The 21,792-nt window shown below is 34.3% G+C and carries 15 protein-coding genes; 13 read left to right on the plus strand and 2 right to left on the minus strand.

Annotated elements, in window-relative coordinates:
• Nucleotides 1-138 precede the first annotated feature (138 nt).
• Genes NBRC110019_RS01740 through NBRC110019_RS01770 form a run of 7 tightly spaced genes read left to right on the plus strand, consistent with a single transcriptional unit; the run spans nucleotide 139 to nucleotide 11,748 of the window.
• Complete coding sequence (locus tag NBRC110019_RS01740; RefSeq protein WP_281751710.1) at nucleotides 139-3,297, plus strand: SusC/RagA family TonB-linked outer membrane protein; 3,159 nt, start codon at nucleotides 139-141, stop codon at nucleotides 3,295-3,297.
• Nucleotides 3,298-3,309: 12 nt separating this feature from the next.
• Nucleotides 3,310-4,872, plus strand: coding sequence for a SusD/RagB family nutrient-binding outer membrane lipoprotein (locus NBRC110019_RS01745; protein WP_281751712.1), 1,563 nt, complete (start codon nucleotides 3,310-3,312; stop codon nucleotides 4,870-4,872).
• Between the two features lie 16 nt (nucleotides 4,873-4,888).
• On the plus strand, nucleotides 4,889-6,541 hold the full coding sequence (locus tag NBRC110019_RS01750) for an alkaline phosphatase family protein (protein WP_281751714.1): 1,653 nt from the start codon (nucleotides 4,889-4,891) through the stop codon (nucleotides 6,539-6,541).
• Nucleotides 6,542-6,543: 2 nt separating this feature from the next.
• Complete coding sequence (locus NBRC110019_RS01755) at nucleotides 6,544-7,803, plus strand: ComEC/Rec2 family competence protein (RefSeq protein ID WP_281751717.1); 1,260 nt, start codon at nucleotides 6,544-6,546, stop codon at nucleotides 7,801-7,803.
• Nucleotides 7,790-9,142 (plus strand): (R)-1-hydroxy-2-aminoethylphosphonate ammonia-lyase, encoded by a 1,353-nt coding sequence (pbfA, locus tag NBRC110019_RS01760; protein WP_281751719.1) that lies wholly within the window; start codon nucleotides 7,790-7,792, stop codon nucleotides 9,140-9,142. The genes NBRC110019_RS01755 and pbfA overlap by 14 nt, the downstream gene beginning before the upstream one ends.
• Nucleotides 9,139-10,704 carry a purple acid phosphatase family protein gene (locus NBRC110019_RS01765; protein WP_281751721.1) on the plus strand — a complete coding sequence of 522 codons (1,566 nt, stop codon included), beginning with the start codon at nucleotides 9,139-9,141 and terminating at the stop codon, nucleotides 10,702-10,704. The genes pbfA and NBRC110019_RS01765 overlap by 4 nt, the downstream gene beginning before the upstream one ends.
• Nucleotides 10,705-10,716: 12 nt before the next feature.
• Nucleotides 10,717-11,748: an alkaline phosphatase family protein gene (locus tag NBRC110019_RS01770; protein ID WP_281751723.1), complete on the plus strand. Its 1,032-nt coding sequence runs from the start codon at nucleotides 10,717-10,719 to the stop codon at nucleotides 11,746-11,748.
• Between the two features lie 143 nt (nucleotides 11,749-11,891).
• Here NBRC110019_RS01770 and NBRC110019_RS01775 read toward each other — a convergent pair whose 3' ends face one another.
• Complete coding sequence (locus NBRC110019_RS01775; protein WP_281751725.1) at nucleotides 11,892-12,353, minus strand: Lrp/AsnC family transcriptional regulator; 462 nt, start codon at nucleotides 12,351-12,353, stop codon at nucleotides 11,892-11,894.
• Between the two features lie 315 nt (nucleotides 12,354-12,668).
• On the opposite strand from NBRC110019_RS01775, the gene NBRC110019_RS01780 reads away from it, so the two are divergent.
• The 6 genes from NBRC110019_RS01780 to NBRC110019_RS01805 all read left to right on the plus strand — a co-directional run bounded on the left by NBRC110019_RS01780 (nucleotide 12,669) and on the right by NBRC110019_RS01805 (nucleotide 20,555).
• Nucleotides 12,669-13,826, plus strand: a complete 1,158-nt coding sequence (locus NBRC110019_RS01780) for a homogentisate 1,2-dioxygenase (RefSeq protein ID WP_281751727.1) — start codon at nucleotides 12,669-12,671, stop codon at nucleotides 13,824-13,826.
• Nucleotides 13,827-13,873: 47 nt separating this feature from the next.
• Nucleotides 13,874-15,031, plus strand: coding sequence for a 4-hydroxyphenylpyruvate dioxygenase (gene hppD, locus NBRC110019_RS01785; RefSeq protein ID WP_373876988.1), 1,158 nt, complete (start codon nucleotides 13,874-13,876; stop codon nucleotides 15,029-15,031).
• Nucleotides 15,032-15,042: 11 nt separating this feature from the next.
• The gene (gene fahA, locus NBRC110019_RS01790) at nucleotides 15,043-16,302 is read left to right on the plus strand and encodes a fumarylacetoacetase (protein WP_281751730.1); all 1,260 of its coding nucleotides are present in this window, start codon (nucleotides 15,043-15,045) and stop codon (nucleotides 16,300-16,302) included.
• Nucleotides 16,303-16,323: 21 nt separating this feature from the next.
• Nucleotides 16,324-17,214: a flavin reductase family protein gene (locus NBRC110019_RS01795; RefSeq protein WP_281751732.1), complete on the plus strand. Its 891-nt coding sequence runs from the start codon at nucleotides 16,324-16,326 to the stop codon at nucleotides 17,212-17,214.
• A gap of 30 nt (nucleotides 17,215-17,244) precedes the next feature.
• Nucleotides 17,245-19,020 carry an aromatic amino acid hydroxylase gene (locus NBRC110019_RS01800; RefSeq protein WP_281751734.1) on the plus strand — a complete coding sequence of 592 codons (1,776 nt, stop codon included), beginning with the start codon at nucleotides 17,245-17,247 and terminating at the stop codon, nucleotides 19,018-19,020.
• A 407-nt stretch (nucleotides 19,021-19,427) separates the two neighbouring features.
• A complete protein-coding gene (locus NBRC110019_RS01805) occupies nucleotides 19,428-20,555 on the plus strand; it encodes a hybrid sensor histidine kinase/response regulator (protein WP_281751736.1) in 1,128 nt (375 codons plus the stop codon).
• 38 nt (nucleotides 20,556-20,593) lie between these two features.
• Here the strand turns inward: NBRC110019_RS01805 and NBRC110019_RS01810 are convergent, their stop codons facing one another.
• The gene (locus NBRC110019_RS01810) at nucleotides 20,594-21,781 is read right to left on the minus strand and encodes a glycosyltransferase family 2 protein (protein ID WP_281751738.1); all 1,188 of its coding nucleotides are present in this window, start codon (nucleotides 21,779-21,781) and stop codon (nucleotides 20,594-20,596) included.
• Nucleotides 21,782-21,792: the final 11 nt, after the last annotated feature.

A 21,792-nucleotide genomic window follows, 5' to 3' on the forward strand; every position in this document is an offset into this window, starting at 1 on the left:
TTACTATTTGTAAAAAAGATACTTGTTAACGTTTAGTTAATAATCTTAATGTTTCTTATATGATAACTTAATTTTTACCATATGTTTAGTTTATCTCAAAATTTAATATTTGTAAACAACAAGTAAACTTTTAATACGATGAACAAAATTAAACTTTGGCTGATTTTCACCTTATTTATTTCGGTTTTCAGCTTTGCTCAAACAACTTTTACTGGTGTTGTCTATGATGACAACCAAATACCATTACCGGGTGCTTCGGTAGTAGTAAAAGGTACTTCTGTTGGAGTTACTACAGATTTTGATGGTAACTTCTCCATACAAGTGCCCGAAGATAATAAAATATTAGTTGTAACCTATATTGGGTATAAAACTTATGAGTTTGATATCACAGGAAAGGAAAAAGCAACGATTATTTTAGTTCCGGATGCAGCTCAATTAGACGAAGTTGTGGTAACTGCTTTGGGTCTTAAGCAGGATAGAAAAGCATTAGGATATGCTTCTCAAGAGGTAAAATCTGAGAGCTTGAAGGAAGCTCATGAAACAAACTTCTTAAATAGCTTATCTGGTAAAGTTGCCGGGGTTAATATTACTAATAGCCCAAGTGGTTTAGGGGGGTCTTCACGTATTACCATTCGTGGTAACTCTTCGTTAAACATTAATAACAACTCTCCTTTATTTGTTATTGATGGTACTCCTATTAGTAATAATGTAGGAGGGATGAATACTTCTAGCACTCAAGATACTGACTACGGTAATGGTGCTGCGGAAATTAATCCTGAAAATATTGAGTCCATCAATATCTTAAAAGGACCTGCTGCTGCTGCTTTATATGGTTCTCGTGCAGCTAACGGTGCTATTGTAATTACTACCAAGAGTGGTGCTGGTAAAAAAGGAAAATTAAAAATTAGTGTTAGTTCTAGTGTACAGTTAGAAACTATTTCTACCATGCCTGAATGGCAAAATGAATACGGACAAGGGAATAACATGGAATTCTCTTTCCTTGATGGTAGTAACGGTGGAACTAATGATGGTGTTGATGAAAGCTGGGGGCCTAAGTTAGATGCTGGTTATACAATTGCTCAGTTTGATTCTCCAAGAGCTGATGGCACAAGAGGAGGTGACGTAGATGTTAGTTCTGCTGATATTACACCAACTCCATGGGTATCACATCCTGATAACATCAAAGATTTCTTTGAGACTGGTGTTACTACTATAAATAGTATTTCATTTGCTAAGTCTAGTGAGTTAGGAAGCTTTAGAGCGTCTTATAGTAATTTAAATCAAACAGGTATTGTACCCAATACCGATTTAAAACGTAACAACGTTAATATTACAAGTAGACTTAATTTAACAGATAAACTTAAATTAAGTTCTAACATTAACTACATAAAACAAGATAGTGGTAACCGCCCTTCTTTAAGTTACGGTACAGAAAACGTTATGTATTTATGGGCATGGTATGGTCGCCAGATTAATACAGCAAGTTTAAGAGATTACTGGCAGCCAGGTTTAGAGGGTACGCAACAGTTTAATTATAACTATAACTACCATGATAACCCATATTTTAATGTATACGAAAATACGAATGCACAGAACAAAGACCGTGTATTTGGTAATATTAGTTTGAATTATGATATCACGGATCATTTAAGTTTTATGTTTAGAACTGGTAGAGACTTTTACAGAGATGTACGTACCAAGAAAAGAGCATTTAGTACACAACGTTTCCCTGAAGGTTTTTATGGAGAACTTAATGTTTATTTTCAGGAAGCAAATACCGATTTCTTGTTAACGTATGATAATACTTTTAATGAAAAATGGGGTGTTAGTTTATCTGTTGGTGCTAACCGTATGGATCAGAAAGTAGATAATAGCTATACGTATGCAAATAAACTTGTTGTACCAGAATTATATTCATTCAACAATGCACAGGCAGGTAACTTATTTGTAGTTCAAGATGATACTCAGAAAAGAATTAATAGTGCATATGCATTTGGTCGTTTTTCTTATGACAACAAAATTTATTTAGAGTTAACAGGAAGAAAAGACTGGTCTAGTACAGTACCAGATTCTTATTTCTATCCTTCTGCTAACTTAGGTTTAGTAGTAAGTCAAATGGTTGATTTACCAGAAGCTTTCTCTTTTGCAAAATTAAGACTTGCAGCTGCACAAGTAGGTAACGACACGGGAGCTTATAATAGTGGTTTAACTACGTATAACAAGGAAACTGCCTTTGGAGAATATACCGTTTTAAGTCAGGACAGTGTATTATTAAATCAAGATTTAAAACCTGAAATGACTACTTCTTATGAGGTTGGAACAGAACTTAGATTCTTTAATAACAGATTATATGTAGATGCTACTTACTATCAAAACTTATCTGAAAATCAGATTATGAGTGTAGATGCTGATATAGCAAGTGGTTATAGCAAGCGTTACATTAACTTAGGTGAAGTTAAAAACCATGGTTTTGAATTAATGTTAGGAGTTCAACCAATTAAAACAGAGAAGTTTACTTGGGATGCTAATTTTAATTTCTCAACTAACGAAAGTGAAGTAAAAGATCTTGACGGAGTTAATTATACATTAACTTCTAGAAACGGAGCATATATCCAAGCTAGAGAAGGTGGTTCTGTTAGTGCTATCTATGGTTACGGATTTAAGAGAGTAGAAGATAAGAGCAGTCCTTACTACGGAAGAATCATTTATAATTCTGATGGTTTACCTGAAATGACAGATGATCTAGTATATCAAGGTGATTATGCACCAGATTTTATGTTAGGTATTCAAAATAAGTTTAAGTACAAAAACTTTGACTTAAGTGTTTTATTTGATATTCGCGAAGGTGGTATTGTTGTGTCTAGAACAAAAACCATTGCTAGTACATCTGGTCAGTTAAAAGAGACTCTTGTAGGTAGAGAAACTGGTATTGTTGGTGATGGTGTTGTAGAATCTAATGGTTCTTACCAAGAAAACACTGTAAACATTGGTGCTCGTAGCTGGAACTATAGTTACTACGACAGAGATAACGTAGAAGCAGCTAAGTATGATGCTTCTTATACTAAATTAAGAGAAATAACTATTGGATATACACTGCCAGCTAAATTTGCTGAAAAAATATTCTTAGAGAATGTAAGATTTTCTGTAACTGGTAGAAATTTATTCATTTGGACAGAAAATCCACACTTTGACCCTGAAACCCTTTCTGTTTCTGGTAATACATTACAACCAGGTATTGAAAACATGGCGTTACCAGGGGTTCGTTCATTTACTTTCAACTTAAACTTTAATTTCTAAACTAATTTCGAAATGAAACATTCATATAAATTTTTAAGAAATCTACTTAGTCTTGTAATGGTGGTTTCTATTGCAGGTTGTAAAGATGATTTTACCGAAATTAACACAAACCCTAATGATCCTACGAGTGCTACACCCGAATTATTAGTACCTGGTGTAATTCGTTCTATTGCTAACGATTGGGCAGATTACGGTTGGGGAACCGGAGCCTTAGTAATGCAACATTCTGCAAGATACCAGTTTACCGATGATGACCGTTATATTTGGGATCCATCAGGAGATCCATATTCAACCGGATATGATGCTCTTAGAGATGTTAATAACATTTTAGAAGCTTCTCAAGATTCTGAATTAATGGCCGGGTACTATGGGGTTGGTCTTATTTTAAAGTCTTGGATTATGTCTATTATTACAGATGCATATGGAGATGCTCCATACAGTGAGGCTACTCTAGGTCAAATTACTGGTAATTTTACTCCTGTTTTTGATAGTCAGAGTGATATCTATACCGGAATCTTAGCCGATTTAGAGAATGCTAATGATATTTTAGCCAATGCTAGTAATATTGACGGTGATATTCTTTATGGAGGTGATGTAAGTCTTTGGAGAAAGTTTGCTAACTCATTACGTTTACGTTTATTAATGAGATTAACAGATGTTAGTAACTCTTCTTCTATTGCTGCTATTCAAACCATTGTGAGTAATCCAACTCAATACCCTATTTTTGAAAGTAATGAAGATATGGCTGCTGTAACATGGAATACAGGAAATCCACAACCAAAATACGAAACTCGTTCTGGTAGTTTTGATGAATTACGCTTAAGTCAAACTTTAGAAACAAGATTAAAAGCTTTAAACGATACAAGATTAGTAGTATTTGCACAACCAATATCTAACGCTAATGAGGGTTGGTATTCAGATAATTGGGATTACTACGTAGGAGAGCCTAATGGTTTAAGTGATGAAGATGCACTTGCTTATAACGGTGGTTCTAACAATATCTCGAGAATTGGAATTTTATTTGCTTGTGACGCTTGTGATGATGATGCTTCTGCAACTGCAGCACAAACTATTATCATGAGTTATTCTGAAGTTCAGTTTATCTTAGCAGAAGCTAGACAACGTGATTTTATTTCTACAGGCGATGTAGAAACTTATTATGAAACTGGTATTAAAGCATCTTTCGAATATTACAAAAGTAGAATTGAAGTAGGTGGCTGGTCTCAAATATCAGATCTTTTAGACGGAACACTTTCCGATATGGATACCTATTTAACTCAAGGCGGTGTAGCTTTAACAGGAACCAGTGATGAGATTTTAAACAAAATTTATCTTCAAAAATGGATTTCGTTATATAACACAGGGTTTGAAGCGTGGTCTGATTGGAGACGTACAGGACAACCAGAAGTAGTTCCTGGTCCTGCGGCTAGTAACAACAGTCAGGTACCTGTTAGATTTTTATATCCTTCTAGTGTAAAATCTACAAACAATGCTAACTATCAATCTGCTGTTCAAAATCAGGGAGCCGATGATATTAACACCAGACTTTGGTGGGATGTTTCTTCTAATAACTAAGAGTATACAGTAAGAAATGAAATATATAAAATTTGCAATGGCCATAGGAATATTTTTCCTATGGTCTTGCCATTCAGATAAATTACAAAAAGAGGTAGCTAGTAATTCATTTACCTATAAACATATTGTGGTTATAGGTTTCGATGGATTGAGTCCTGATGGATTAAAGCATGCAGAAACTCCAAACTTTGATCGTCTTATAACTGAAGGTGCTTCTACCATGCAGGCACGTGCAGTTTTGCCAACTAGTTCTAGTACCAACTGGGCTTCTATGATTATGGGAGCAGGCCCAGAGCAACACGGAATACTATCAAATTCTTGGGAGCGAGATAATTTTGTATTACCTACGGTAGTTCAGAATGAGCCGTATCTTTTCCCAACTATTTTTAGTCATATCAGAAAAGCAAACCCAAATGCTGAAATAGGAACTATTTATCATTGGGATGGTTTTGGACGTTTGTTTGAGAAAAGCGCGGTTAGTTATGATATTAACGGAGATTCTGAAGATGAAACAGAAGCATTAGCTTCTGCTTACATTAAAGATAAAAATCCAGATTTTACATTTATACATTTTGATCATGTAGACCATGCCGGACACGAATTTGGCCATGGAACAAAAGAATATTACGAATCTGTAGCCAAGGCTGATGAATTGTTAGGAAAGCTAATAAGTACTATAGAGTCTTCTCAGCTGGCTAAAGAAACTTTGGTTATTGTAAGTTCAGATCATGGAGGTATTGGTAAAGGTCATGGAGGAGCTTCTTTAGCTGAAATTGAAATTCCTTTTATTTTATGGGGACCTCATGTTAAAAAAGGATACCATATTAAATATCCGGTATATCAATATGATAACGCAGCCACAGTGGCGTATGGTTTTGGATTGAAATTGCCTATAGCTTGCATAGGTAAGCCTGTTTTAGAGGCTTTTGAAGGTAATGAGATTTCAGATGATTATGCTATTATAGAGCGTCAACCAGCACCTATTATTAAGCCGGAAGCTGTCTTAAGCAAAGTAGCAGGAGGGTTGTTTGTAAATGAAGCTACTGTTTCTATAGAAAGTATAGCAAGTGAAGGAATCATTCGTTTTACTATTGATGGTAGTATGCCTAAAAGTACATCAGGGATCTATACTGAACCATTTAAAGTTTCTTCTAATACGGTAATTAAAGCAGGAATATTCAAGAACGGAGTATTAATTAGCTCTATTTCAGATGCTTATTTTAGAATTAGAGAAGAAAAGAAGAAGAAGCCTGTTGGCTATAAGTTATTTTATTTAAAAGATTTGAAAGAGCTACCGTCGGTTTTGGGGTTAGAACCTGATGCAATTGGTACTTGTTTTGAATTTACCTCGGATGAGGTAGCAGAGCCTATAAAAAGCAATACTGTTGTAGTATTTTCTTCTAAACTAATAATTGATAACGAAGATGACTATCGTTTTTCTACACGTTCGGATGATGGGAGTAAATTATTTATTGATGGTAAAGAAGTGGTGAATAACGACGGTGATCATGGTATAAAAGAAAAAAGCGGTAAAATTCACTTAAAACCGGGTACATACAACATAAATGTGCATTGGTTTAATGGAGGCGGAGATGGCTGGTTGGATGTGTATTATGCAAATAGTCAGTTTACTAGACAAATATTACCAACTTCCATGTTAGCACTGTAATTATGAAGAAATTATGTATTACGATTCTGACTTCTCTAATTGGACTGAATTTGCTTGTGGCTCAGGTAAACACATATCCTAAATGGGAAGAAGGAATACTGGAAATACACCATATAAATACAGGTAGAGGAGATGCTGCCTATTTTATATTGCCCGATGGAACAACTATGTTAGTGGATGCTGGAGATACTTCTGAAACACATCCTAGAACGCTTTCCGTCAGAAATGCACCGTTAACACCTAATAGGTCAAAAACGGCTCCTCAATGGATAGTGGATTATATTAAGCAATTTAGTCCGAAAGTGAATAAAGAAATAGACTATGCTATCATTACACATTATCATGATGATCATTTTGGTGAGGTAGATAGTATAAGGAAAATATCAGACAAGGGCGATTATCAGTTAACAGGGATTACTGAGGTTGGTACTTTAGTACCTATTCATACTTTAATAGATAGGGGAAGTAGCTTTCCGATTGATTTAAAGGATACAATAGTTCAAAGAAAGTATAGGAAGGATACCTATCATATGGTGCAAACACTCACCAATTATTGGAAGTTTATTGATTATCAATCTGATAAAAATGGATTGAAAAATGAGACGCTGATTCCAGGTAAATTAGATCAGATACAATTAGTAAAATCACCTAAAAAGTATACAAATTTTCATGTTAGAAATATAGCTGTAAATGGAGCTATTTGGACAGGTGAAAAAGAGTATTATTTTGATACCTATAAGCAGGGAGAATATCACGGTGAAAATGATTTAAGCACCTGTATTAAAATCACTTATGGTAATTTTGATTACTTCACAGGAGGAGATATTAGTGGAGTAGATGCTTACGGGCAAAGTGATTTTTCATCAATGGAATCGCTCATGGCTCCGGTTATCGGTCCTGTAGATGTGATTACCTTAAACCATCATGGTAATAGAAATTCACAAAATATCTATTACGTAAGAACGGTTAGACCAAGAGTTTGGATACAACAGAACTGGTCATCAGATCATCCGGGAGAAGAGGTTTTTAGAAGAATTAGTTCTAAAAAGTTGTATCCGGGAGATAGAGATATGTTTGCAACAGTTATGTTACAACCAAACAAAGATGTGATAGGAGAAAAATTGAATAACTATAAGAGTCAGGAAGGACATATAGTAGTGCGTGTTTATGATAACGGAAATTTTTATGAAATTTATGTATTAGATGATACCACTAATAAAAGAACAGTAAAAGCAAAATTTGGTCCGTATGAGTGCAGATAATATACACAAACGAACAGAGGGAGATGTAAATTTTACAGAAGCGCGTAAAGCTTGGCAACAAACAGAGATAGATACCAATACACAAGAATTGTTAGATAAAGATGCACGTTATTTTTTACATCAGTCAATGTCTACTCCTTGTTTGGATGTGTTAAGCAATGCAAAAGGATCATCTATTATAAATACTAGAGGAAAATCGTATTTAGATTTTCATGGAAACAATGTACATCAATTAGGGTTTGCCCATCCGTTATTGGTAGAAAGATTGAAAGGACAGTTAGATGATTTAACCTTTTCTACTAGACGATATACCAATGAGAAGGCTATTGATTTTGCCGAAAAGTTGGCGTCTTTATTACCGTCCGATTTAAATAGAGTACTACTTACTCCTAATGGGAGTTCGGCTGTTGGTATGGCTGTTAAGCTAGCAAGAGCAGTTACCGGAAAATTCAAAGTAATATCATTTTGGGATTCATTTCATGGAGCCAATTTAGATGCGGTTAGCGTAGGAGGAGAATCTGTTTTTAGAGATTATATGGGGCCGTTGATGCCTGGTGTAGAACGCATACCACCACCGATTACGTATCGGGGTATTTATGAGAACAATGAGCAGAAATGTCTAGAACATTTAGAATATGTTTTAAGTAAAGAAAATGGAATAGGAGCCTTTATAGCTGAAACTATCAGGAATACAGATGTTCAGATTCCGTCTAAAGAATTTTGGAAGGAAGCTAGAAGATTATGTGATGCTTATGGAGTAGTATTAATTTTGGATGAAATTCCGATAGGCTTAGGGCGTACAGGGAAAATGTTTGCTTTTGAGTATTATGGTATTGAGCCGGATGTTTTATGTTTAGGAAAAGGACTTGGAGGAGGCATATTTCCTCAGGCGGCTATTATAACCAGAGATGATTACAATCGTTTCGGAGATATTTCACTAGGGCACTATACTCATGAAAAGAGTCCGTTGGGGTCGGTTGCGGGATTAACGACTATCGAAATTATTGAAAGCGAGAACTTACTTGAGAAAGTACAACAGGATGAACTATTTTTAAAGGAAAGATTGCGTCAATTACAAACACAATATGAATTAATTGGAGATATCCGTGGTATGGGTTTGCTATGGGGAATTGAGTTAGTTACCGACAGAATCACCAAGGAAAAAGCAGTTAATGAGGCTGAAAAAGTAATGTATAATTGTTTACGCAAAGGACTTAGCTTTAAAGTGTCCTCTGGCAATGTGCTACAATTGTCACCTCCTTTAACTATTTCAAGAGAAGATTTAGTAAAAGCCATAAATATAGTAGAACAAAGTATCAACGAAATATATTTAGTATGAAAAAAATAATTATTCTAGCACTGTTTACCTGTATATTCGGGTATTCTCAGGAGTTTTATGTAAAGCCCTATTTACAGGATGCTACACCTAATTCTATTAAAATTATGTGGGAAACTAATTTTGGAGAAGAGAGCTTTGTAGAGTGGGGTGTAACCAAAAAATTGGGTAAAAAAGTATCGGGTAAAGCATTCGATATCAATTTTACCGAAGCACGTGTACATGAAGTACTTATAGAAGGGCTACAGAAGTTTACAACTTATTATTATAGGGTTAAAACAGGTACGTTAGTCTCAGATATTTATACGTTTAAAACACCTCCATTTGCATCTGATGATAAGGCTTTTAACATTGTAGCCATGAGCGATATGCAGATAGATAGACGTAATCCTAATAAATTTACTGAGATCATTCAGGATGGGGTTCTGTCGTATCTTTCAGATGAGTTTGAAGGTGGAGTTCCTGATAATTTAGCCTTAGTAATGATTCCCGGTGATTTGGTAAGCTCTGGAAGTGAATATGACCAATGGCAACATGATTTTTTCAGACCGATACAACCTTTAGGTTCTCAGGTTCCGGTATATCCGGTATTAGGAAATCATGAGCGTAATTCAGTATTTTATTTTAAATACTTCAGTTTACCAGAAAACGGTACTCCTGCCTTTGCCGAGCATTGGTATTATAAAGATTATGGAAATACAAGAATCATTGGTTTAAATTCTAATGAGGGGTATCGAATTAAAGACCAATTACGATGGTTGGATTCTTTATTAGTAAGAACTGCCGAAAATGATGATATCGATTTCGTTTTTGCCCAATTACACCATCCACATAAATCAGAATTGTGGTTACGTGGGGAAGAAGATTATACAGGTGAAGTTGTAAAGCGCTTAGAAAATTTTACCAATAAAACAGGAAAGCCTAGTATTCATTTTTTTGGTCACACACATGGTTATAGCAGAGGTCAGTCTCAAAACCATAAGCACTTATGGATTAACGTTGCTACCGCAGGAGGACGTATTGACGAATGGGGAGCTTATGCCCAAAAAAACTATGATGAATTTACCGTAACACAAGCTAAATATGGTTTTGTGATGGTAGCTGTAGACCCTAATGATGGGAATCCTAAGTTCACGGTAAAAAGAGTGAGTAGAGGAAATGAACTTAATCCTGAAAATAATGTAATAACAGATAGTATTACAATCTATAAAAATGCCATAAACCCTGAGAAACCGATGGCGGTTAGCCCTAAGGGAAAGGTAGATACACTTAAACCATTGCTAACGGCTTCAGTATTTAAAAGTGATAATGATCAGGCTTTTCATGCTGCAAGTCAATGGCAGGTATCAGAATCAGATGATTTTGAGAAAACTATTTTTAATAGTTGGAAACAATTTGAAGATTGGTATTACGATCAGAACTTACAAAAGGGCGATGATTTAAAGGATGAGATAGCCCTAAATTTAAAGCCGGGTAAAACGTATTATTGGCGAGTACGTTATAGAGATCAATTTTTACAATGGAGTGAATGGTCGGAGGTAATTAAAATTTCGACCGAAAAATAATTATCATAACAAATGAAAAAATTAGTTACCGTTTTGTTACTAATGGTTGTTACCATGGTACAAGCACAGAAAGAGCAAACAAAAGTAATTTTAATTACACTTGATGGTTTGCGTTGGCAAGAACTGTTTACAGGAGCCGATTCACTATTAGTTGGAAATAAAGAATTTGTAGAACATCCTGATGAATTAAAAGAATTATTTTGGAGACCAACTGCTTTAGAGCGTAGAGAAACGTTATTTCCTTTTATCTGGAAAGAAGTAGCCACTTTTGGTCAGATTCATGGAAATAGAGCTTATGGAAGTAAAATGAACCTTACTAATACTATGTGGTTTTCGTATCCAGGTTACAATGAAATTTTAACGGGAAAAGCAGATGATAAAAACATACATAGTAACGATAAGATTTACAATCCTAATGTTACGGTATTGGAAGAGGTTAATAACATAAAGTCATTTAAAGGTAAAGTAGCGGCTTTTGGTAGTTGGGATGTATTTCCGTTTATTATAAACCAGAAAAGAAGTGGTATTCCTGTAAATGCAGGATTTATGAAAGCAGAAAGCGAAAATTTAACCGAAAGAGAAGTTTTTCTTAATGAATTGCAAGATGAAATTCCCGGACCTTGGGGTAGCGTGCGTTTAGATGCTTTTACACATCATTTTGCAAAAGAATATCTACAAAAAAATCATCCTGTACTAACCTATATTTCTTATGGAGAGACTGATGATTTTGCGCATGATGGTGAATATGATTCATATTTAAAATCGGCGCACAGAACCGATGCCTTTATTAAAGAGTTATGGAATTATACCCAAAATGATCCGTTTTATAAGGGGCAAACAGTATTTATCATTACTACAGATCATGGTAGAGGTGCTGATCCACTAGATACATGGAAACATCATGGAGATAAAATTAAAGGGTCTGGAAATACTTGGTTAATTATGTTTGGCAGTGGAATAGATACTAAAGGAGAGGTAAAAACTGAAGAGCAACTATATACTACAATGATAGCACCAAAAGTAAAGTCTTATTTTATAAGATAATCGTAATTAAATGTTGAAATACGTATCTCAACATTAAAATAATTTACAGATAATAATCTGAGCCTACCTTAACTAAAGCCCGAGCTGATTACCTTTTTGGTGCGGTTCGGGTATTTTTTAGGTACGTATTGAATAACATATACTTATAATTCTATGTTTGGAAACGATTGCTTGGTTTGTGCTAAAATAAATTGCGTTTTCACACTACCTAACTGAGTTAGCACAGAAAGCTTGGTGAATACAAATTTTTGGTAAGCTTCCATATCTTTTACTTCAACCTTCAATAGAAAATCATTTTCACCTGTAATATGAAATGATTCGGTTACTTCATCAAAACTATCTACATCTTTTTGAAATTTATCAATATGTCTGCGGGTATGTTCTTTTAATGAAATAAATAGAAATGCAGAGAGTATGATACCCATTTTTTTTTGATTTATAATGGCTACATATTTTTCTATAATACCTTCACGTTCTAATTTTTTAACACGCTCAAATACCGGAGTTGTGGTTAATGATAATTTTTTAGCCATTTCCTTGGTTGTGATACGACTATTTTCCTGAAGTAAATTTAGGATTCGAATATCTGTGGTGTCCAATTTCATCTTGATAGATTTAAACTCTGAATTTAGAATTAAAAATAATAAAAAAAGAATTTTATTCTATATATTTTATAATAAATAGAATTTTACTATATTATAATTGTTAAATTAATATAATTTAAATGATAAGTATTTTTTTGCAGCTATATTTAGTTTGCACGAAAATTGGTGTTATTGTAAGCTGTAATATATGTTTTATGGTCTATGGAATCTTACTGATAAATGGACTAATACACCTTAAAAACGAAAACGTTATAGTTCATCAGCGATTAGTGTTAGTACCAAAACAAATAATTAGAATTTTAATAATTACATACTATGCCCAGATATCATACCCTCGGAGATATACCGAAGAAGCGACATACTATTTTTAAAAAACCAGATGGTTCTTTTTATTATGAAGAGCTGTTTGGTACCATTGGTTTTGATGGAATGTCTTCACTATTGTATCATACTAATAGACCTACTCAAGTAAGGGAAGTTATAAAATCGTATGCAGTGGCTCCTAAAGTAGCTATTGAAAAAAACATGAAATCTCTTTCTTTAAAAGGTTATGAAGTTCCTTCTGAAAATGATTTTTTAGAAAGTAGAAAGACAATGTTGTTTAATAAAGACTGTCATATTGTATTGGCAAGCCCAAGAAAATCAATGACCGATTATTTTTATAAGAATACCGATTCAGATGAAGTAGTATTCATTCATGAAGGTTCCGGTAAATTAAGAACATTACTGGGCACTATTGATTTTGAGTATGGAGATTATTTAGTGATTCCTAGAGGAATGATTTATCAAATTAATTTTGATACTCCTGATAATCGTCTCTTTATTGTAGAGTCTAAAAATCCGGTATACACCCCTAAGCGGTATAGAAACTGGTTTGGACAGCATTTAGAAGATTCTCCGTATTGCGAAAGAGATATGCACCCGCCTTATAAATTAGAAACTTATGATGAAAGGGGCGATTTTTTAATAAAGGTAAAAAAGCAGGATATGATTCATGAATATATCTATGCCTGTCATCCGTTTAGTGTAGTTGGTTGGGATGGATATAACTATCCCTACAAATTTTCTATTCATGATTTTGAACCTATTACAGGGCGTTTACACATGCCACCTCCAATTCATCAGACATTTGAGACATCTGCATTTGTAATTTGTTCATTTGTTCCTAGAATGTACGACTATCATCCGTTATCGGTACCTGCGCCATATAACCATAGTAATATAGATTCTGATGAAGTATTGTATTATGTAGATGGTGACTTTATGAGTAGAAACAACATTAAGAAAGGACAAATTACGTTGCACCCGGCTGGTATACCGCATGGGCCACATCCTGGAGCCATGGAGCGAAGCATTGGTAAAACCGAGACCAAAGAGTTAGCCGTAATGGTAGATACATTTGCTCCTTTAATGGTTACGGAAGAAGGGATGCGTATAGACGATGGAAATTACTACCAGTCTTGGTTAGAGTAATGCAAAACATTTTTAAAAATAAAACCATATAATTTAAAATAAGCATAATGAGTGTAATAAAGAATGTAGAATACGGATTGGAAAAAATATTTGAAGGAGCACAAGATTTTCTTCCTTTATTAGGAACAGACTACATAGAGTTTTATGTAGGCAATGCCAAGCAATCTGCGCATTATTATAAAACTGCCTTTGGGTTTCAATCGTATGCCTATAAGGGCTTAGAAACAGGAAGTAAAGAATATACTTCATACGTATTAGTACAAGACAAAATACGATTGGTACTCACTACTCCTTTAAATTCAAATTCTCCTATAAATCATCATTTGGTGAAGCATGGTGATGGAGTTAAGGTGGTAGCATTATGGGTTGAAGATGCTACTAAATCTTGGGAGGAAACCACCAAAAGGGGCGCTAAATCTTTTATGGAACCAATTGTAGAGAAAGATGAATTTGGAGAGGTAATTCGATCAGGAATTCATACATATGGAGATGTGGTACACATGTTTGTAGAACGCAAAAACTACAACGGACATTTTTTACCGGGATATGAGAAGTGGGAATCTGAATACAATCCGACCCCTGTTGGGTTTAAGTTTGTAGACCATATGGTAGGTAATGTAGGCTGGGGTGAAATGAACCAATGGGTGAACTGGTATGAAGAGGTAATGGGATTTGTAAATTTCCTTTCGTTTGATGATAAACAAATACATACGGAGTATTCTGCTCTTATGAGTAAAGTAATGAGTAACGGAAACGGACGTATTAAGTTTCCGATTAATGAACCTGCAGAAGGAAACAAGCGATCTCAAATTGAAGAGTACCTTGATTTTTATGAAGGTCCGGGCGTACAGCACATTGCAGTAGCTACAGATGATATTATTACTACGGTAAAAGAATTAAGAGCAAGGGGAGTAGAATTCCTTTCAGCACCTCCAACTACTTATTACGAGGATATCCCAAATAGATTGGGAGCGCATATGGAAATCATGAAAGAAAATATTAGTGATTTGCAAGATTTGGCTATTTTGGTAGACGCAGATGAGGAAGGCTATTTGCTACAAATTTTCACAAAGCCTGTAGTAGACAGACCAACATTATTCTTTGAAATTATTCAACGTATGGGGGCTAAAGGTTTTGGAGCCGGAAATTTTAAAGCATTATTTGAATCTATTGAAAGAGAACAGGAAAAAAGAGGAACTTTATAAAAGAATAGAAAATGAATGTATTAAAATCGTGGGTAAATATACCTGTTGATTCTGATTTTACCATATACAATATTCCCTTTGGAATTTTTACTGCTGAAGGGATTACTCCTCGGGTATGTACGGCCATAGGTGATTCTGTTTTAGATATAGCTTATTTGGCAGATAAGGGATATTTACCCATGCTTGAAGGAGAGCCTAAAAATGTTTTAAAAAGTAGTTATTTAAATGATTTCATGGCTTTAGGAAAATCGATTACTAAAGCAGTACGGCTTCGTTTAATGGAATTGCTATCTGATGATAACAATGAATTAAAAGGGCATATTCAAGATAGAGAAAATGCTTTTTTTTTAAAAGAGGAAGTGACCATGTTACTTCCAATAGAAGTGAAAAATTATACAGATTTCTATTCTTCTAAGGAACATGCGACCAATGTAGGAACTATGTTTAGAGATCCTGATAATGCTTTATTACCTAACTGGAAACACATTCCAGTAGGGTATCACGGGAGAGCATCATCTATTATTCTTTCAGGTACGCCAATTCACAGACCAAAAGGACAAACCTTACCTAATGGGGAAACTCAACCCGTTTTTGGACCTTGTAAACTTTTGGATTTTGAGTTGGAAATGGCGTTTGTAACCTGCAAAGGAAATACCTTAGGGACTTCCATATCGGTAGAAGAAGCAGAAGATCATATTTTTGGAATGTTGTTATTTAATGACTGGTCTGCCAGAGATATTCAGAAATGGGAGTATGTGCCCTTAGGGCCGTTTTTAGCTAAAAATTTTGCATCCTCCATATCACCATGGGTGGTAACATTGGAAGCTTTAGAACCCTTTAAAATAGCTGGCCCTAAACAAGATCCGAAAGTATTACCATATCTTGAATATTTGGGTAATAAAAATTATGATATACAGTTAACAGTATGCTTACAGACAGCAACAGGTACTGAGAAACAGATATGTAAATCTAATTTTAAGTATATGTATTGGAATATGTGCCAACAATTGGCACATCATACGGTAAATGGGTGTAATGTGATGGTAGGTGATATTTATGGATCTGGTACTATAAGTGGTCCAACACCGGATTCTTATGGTTCAATGCTAGAAATTACATGGAAGGGTACAAAACCAATTAACATGCCCGATGGTAGTACCCGAAAATTCATCAATGATGGTGATACTGTAATAATGAAAGGTCATGCGAAAATAAATGATATTCGGGTAGGATTTGGGGAAGTTTCTACAGAAGTTTTCCCTTCAGTTTAATGAACTAAAATCAGAAATACAGTGATAAGTATAGATCCTAAAGATATTAGTAATCAGCAGATGCAATATTACTTGCAAAATGCTGTGGCTCCTAGACCCATTGCTTTGGCAAGTACCATAAGTGCGAACGGAGAAATAAATTTAAGTCCGTTTAGTTATTTTAATTGTTTTAGTGCTAATCCACCAATTTTGGTATTTTCGCCCTCTAGAAGGGTACGTGATAATACCACAAAACATACGCTGGAAAATGTAAAGGAAGTAAAAGAAGTGGTGATTAACATGGTAGATTTTGCTATGGTAGAGCAAATGTCGTTATCAAGTACTGAATATGATGCTGGAGTAAATGAGTTTGTAAAATCGGGGTTTACGGAAGGCATATCTAAAGTGGTTCAACCACCATATGTTAAAGAGTCTCCTGTGGCTTTTGAGTGTAAAGTAAACGATATTATTGAATTAGGTCAGGATGGAGGTGCCGGAAACTTAGTGATAGCAGAAGTAGTCTACATTCATCTGAATGAGAATATTATAGCAGAAGATACCCGCATTGACCTTGAAAAGTTAGACTTAGTTGCAAGAATGGGAGGAAGTTGGTACTGTCGTACAATTAAAGATGTACGATTCGAAATTCCCAAACCATTAGTAAATAAAGGAATAGGAGTAGATGCCATTCCAGAAGTTTTTAGAAATAGTAAGATCTTAACAGGTAATGATTTGGGTAGGTTGGGAAATATAGAAAAGTTACCTGAACAGGAAGAAATAACAGCTTATTCCAAGCATCCAGAAGTAGCTAAAATTCATGAAAAATTATATCATGATAGAGCTTTAAGAAATGAGGCATTTCAGCATTTGGCTAAAAGGTTATTAGCCACTATGGATATAAGGGAAGCATGGATGGCCTTATTACAAAACTGATTTTAACCATTAACAAAATTAGTAAGCATTATGGAAGTTATAAATAAAGATCAAATAGAAACTAATGAGCTAATAGAAAGATTGCCAAAACATCTGAAGCAATTTGTGAAACCCCAAAATTATGATGACTATACACCTATTAACCAGGCAGTATGGAGATATGTGATGCGAAAAAATGCTGTGTATTTGGCAAAAGTTGCGCATTGTTCATATATCGAAGGATTAGTAAAAACCGGTGTAGAAATTGATAGAATCCCAAACCTGTATGGAATGAACAGGATTCTTAAAGAAATAGGTTGGGCAGCTGTAGCTGTAGATGGTTTTATACCACCTAATGCATTTATGGAGTTTCAGGCGTATAAAGTACTGGTAATCGCTTCAGACATCAGACAATTAGAGCATATGGAGTATACACCTTCACCTGATATTATTCATGAGTCTGCCGGACATGCACCTATTATTGCAAACCCTGATTATGCTGAATATTTGAGAAGGTTAGGTGCTATTGGAGCCAAAGCGATTGTCTCTAAATATGATATGGATTTGTATGAAGCCGTAAGGAAACTATCGATATTAAAAGAAGCTTTGGGGATTCCACAGGAAGAAATAGACAAAGCTGAGCAGGAGGTGGAGCAATTACAGCAAATGGAAGTGACACTTTCTGAAATGGCAGAAATTAGAAATCTACAGTGGTGGACTGTAGAGTATGGTTTAGTAGGCGATATTGACAATCCAAAAATTTATGGAGCAGGATTATTATCTTCTATAGGTGAGAGTAAATGGTGTATGCGAGATGAAGTAAAAAAAATACCGTACTCGCTAGATGCCGCTATGCAGAAGTTTGACATTACAAAACCGCAACCTCAACTATATGTAGCTCCTGATTTTGCCTATTTAACAGAAATTTTAGAGGATTTTGCTAATACCTTAAGTTTAAGAAAAGGAGGGACCGAAGGGATTCAAAAGCTTATTGAGTCGGGGATGGTAGGAACTATTGAATTAGGTACAGGATTACAGATTTCTGGGTTATTTTCTAAAATGTTAGTCGATCAAAATAACGATATAATTTTCTTTAAAACTAATGGAGGAACGTCATTATCCTATAGAGATAAAGAATTAATTGGCCATGGTATTAATGCACATGCAGATGGTTTTAGCTCTCCACTAGGAATGTTGAAGGATAGTAAAATCTCTTTAGAAGATATGAGTCCATACGATTTTAAAGTACGTTATCTTACAAATGGAAATGAACTTACTTTAGAATTTGAAAGCGGTATAAAAGTATCAGGAACTTATATTACAGATATACGCAATATTAAAGGAAAACTTATGATTGTTCAGCTTGAGAATTGTACAGTCACCTATGGTGATGAAGTTTTGTTTTTACCGGAGTATGGTGTATTTGATATGGTCGTGGGTACCAACATTGTATCTGCTTATGCAGGAGCTGCAGATAATACTTCATTTCCTTATTTGTATGAACCTTCTGAAATATTAACTATTAAACCCATAAAGTCGGAAGAATCAAAGAGGTTAGAGAAGTTCTATAGTACCGTTCGAGAATTGAGAGAGGAGTTCTATGTTGATCAAGATATTTTAGGAGCATTGTTTGCTAAGGTGAAAGAAGTATATCCTACCGAATGGTTGTTATGTCTTGAAATTTATGAAATAGCTAGCGATGATTTCTTATTTGATGAAATATATATACACTTAAATGATTTGATGGATACATATCCTAAGATTAGACAGCTCATAAGAGAGGGCATGGAATTGGTCTCTGATAAAAATTTATTATCTCATCATTGAGAATAAACCTTTGATGAATTGCAACCCACATTTACCTACTGAATGTGGGTTTTTTAATTTATATACAAACATGTATTTATTACTATTTCTGAAAATTGGATTTTGTAACGACTTGTAAAAGAGTTAAGATGATTTGAAAAAGTCTTTCTAAAAGCTCTAGAGAAACAAAAACAGTAGCTTTTGAAATAACGAAGTGCTTTGATAATACCAAGCACGAATTAGTTGTCAAAATACACACAGAATAGTTTTTCTCCCTTTTTATTGGTTATGTTACTGAATATCTATAAATATTGTTTTAATAAGATCTTTTTTTTTGCTAATTTTAATAACCCCAAAATTTTACTCGATAATGGAGAGAGCTACTTTGTAGTCTTGCCTTGAAGTAGTTTATTTAAAATTAGCATATTATGTCAACTCCTATAGATAACAGACCTTTAATTATTGGGGTAGATGATGAAAAGATTAATTTGGCTCTTTTATCATTTATTATGAGAAAAATTGATTATCGATTTATTGGAATTCAAGATAGTACACAAGCAGTAACTAGAATTTCGGAACTTAAACCAGACTTAATTCTATTAGACATTTTAATGGATGAAATGGATGGTTTTCAGATATGTGAAGAAATTAAAGATGTTGACGAGTTAAAAGAGATTCCAATAATTTTTGTAACTGGAAGAAATTCTATTGAAGATAAAATTAGAGGGTTACAACTAGGTGGGGTAGATTATGTAACGAAACCTTTTAATGAGCATGAGTTAAATGCACGTATTAAAACCCATTTAGATTTAGCATTGGCTAAGGTACAGATTGAGAAGCAGGCAGCAAAACTAACGCAAGATAACATACTACTTAATAGGATGTTTTCTATTATAGGGCATGATTTGCGCTCGCCTTTAAGTGCGATAAAAATGCAATTGGACTTTGTTTTAAGAGGGATGATAGATCCTAAATCTGAGTTCTTTATGCAGAAAACTGTTGTGAATTTATCTTCAACTGCGGATGAAGCCTTTAATTTATTAGATAATTTATTGGGTTGGGCAAAATCTGAGACGGGTGTTTTATATGTAATTAAAGAGGATTTACCTTTAATAGATATTATAGAACAGACTGCGCGCTTGCAAAAAATGGCTTTAGAGAATAAGCAAATTACTTTAAATGTGGATGTATCTAAAGATGCTGTAGTTTTTGCAGACTTCAATACAACTAAAACCGTAATTGTAAATTTAATTAGTAATGCTATTAAGTTTACCCCAAGGGGAGGAACTATAAGCATAAAAGTTTATGATATAAACGATGGATGGAAAACAGAAATATCGGATACTGGGGTTGGTATATCTCCTAATCAATTAAATGAAATATTAGATCCTAAAAAACATTTTTCTCAAACCGGTACCGAAAATGAATCCGGTACAGGTTTAGGTCTTATCTTATGTCAGGACTTTTTAATCAAGAACGATAGTAAGTTACATATAGAAAGTACTGTAGATGTAGGAAGCACTTTCTCATTTGTTTTACCAAAATTTGTTTCTTAGTAGATAGTAATAATATACGAACTATTAGTTAAGTAAGATTATCCTCGTTTAGCACGTTCCCAGTTTACAGATTGATTTCCTTTAAGGTACCTACCAAAGCCTAGATAAACGCACAAATTCATGATAAAAAAGTAGTAGGGTATAAACAGTACTTTAAGACGTATTTGTCGGTATTCTAAAAACCAACCTAATAAGGCAGCTGCGTAAAAAAGTACTTGTCCTAATAGTAGCAAAGAGTAGATGTTTAGCGTAAACAATCCTTCTCGTAAAGAAATAATAATATTCAGAGGAATTATAACACTTAGCAATAGTGGTGTTAATGTCCATCTTAAAACACGATGTGATATATACTGAAATGTTAATGTACCATACTTAAAAATATTCAACAACGGACTTAAGCGTACTATTGACTGAATACCTCCGGCTGAAATACGGATTTTTCGTTTTAATTCTTCTCTTACGTTAGCAGAAGCACTTTCGATAGCATACGCATCTGGATTGTATTGTATAGTGAACCCTTTCATGGCTACTCGTAATGAGATTACAAAATCATCTAATAAGGTATCTTTTTCAACCTCTTGCCACAAATCTGTTCTTATGGCAAATAATTCTCCGGCTGCACCAACCACTGAGTATAGTTCAGCATCCCATTTTTTTAATTGAGATTCATATTTCCAATACATGCCTTCTCCAGCACCTGCAGCGCTATCTGTTTCTTTAGCGTAAATACGTTTTTCTCCAGAAACACACCCAACTTTAGAATCACTAAATAGTTTTACTATTTCTTTAATGGATTCTTTTCCTAGATTGGTGTTCGCATCCGAAAATATTACAATAGGAGTTTCAACAAACTTCATTCCACGATTCATAGCTGCAATTTTACCATTTCTAGCATCTTCGTGATAAACGGTAACACCATCATGTTGATTTAAAATATCTGGGGTACCATCATTAGAGCCATCTGTTACCCAGATGTGTTTAACCTTGTTGTGGTTATAATGTAAACTTTTAGAGTTGGCAATTTTATCATCTACATAATCCTTCTCATTATAGGCACTTACAAAAAGTGTTACTTCAGGTTCATAGTCAGTGTCTTGGTTTGCTGTTTTAGAATGTCCAAATAATCGCTTTATTTTTATAATAATGAAAAGCACAATACCGTATCCTAAATACGAATAGAAAATTATAAAGAGCGAAAGCCAGAATAGTATTTTAATTATATCCATAAATGCTTTAG

Origin of the sequence: Neptunitalea chrysea (assembly GCF_027924145.1) — a bacterium.
GTDB lineage: Bacteria > Bacteroidota > Bacteroidia > Flavobacteriales > Flavobacteriaceae > Neptunitalea > Neptunitalea chrysea.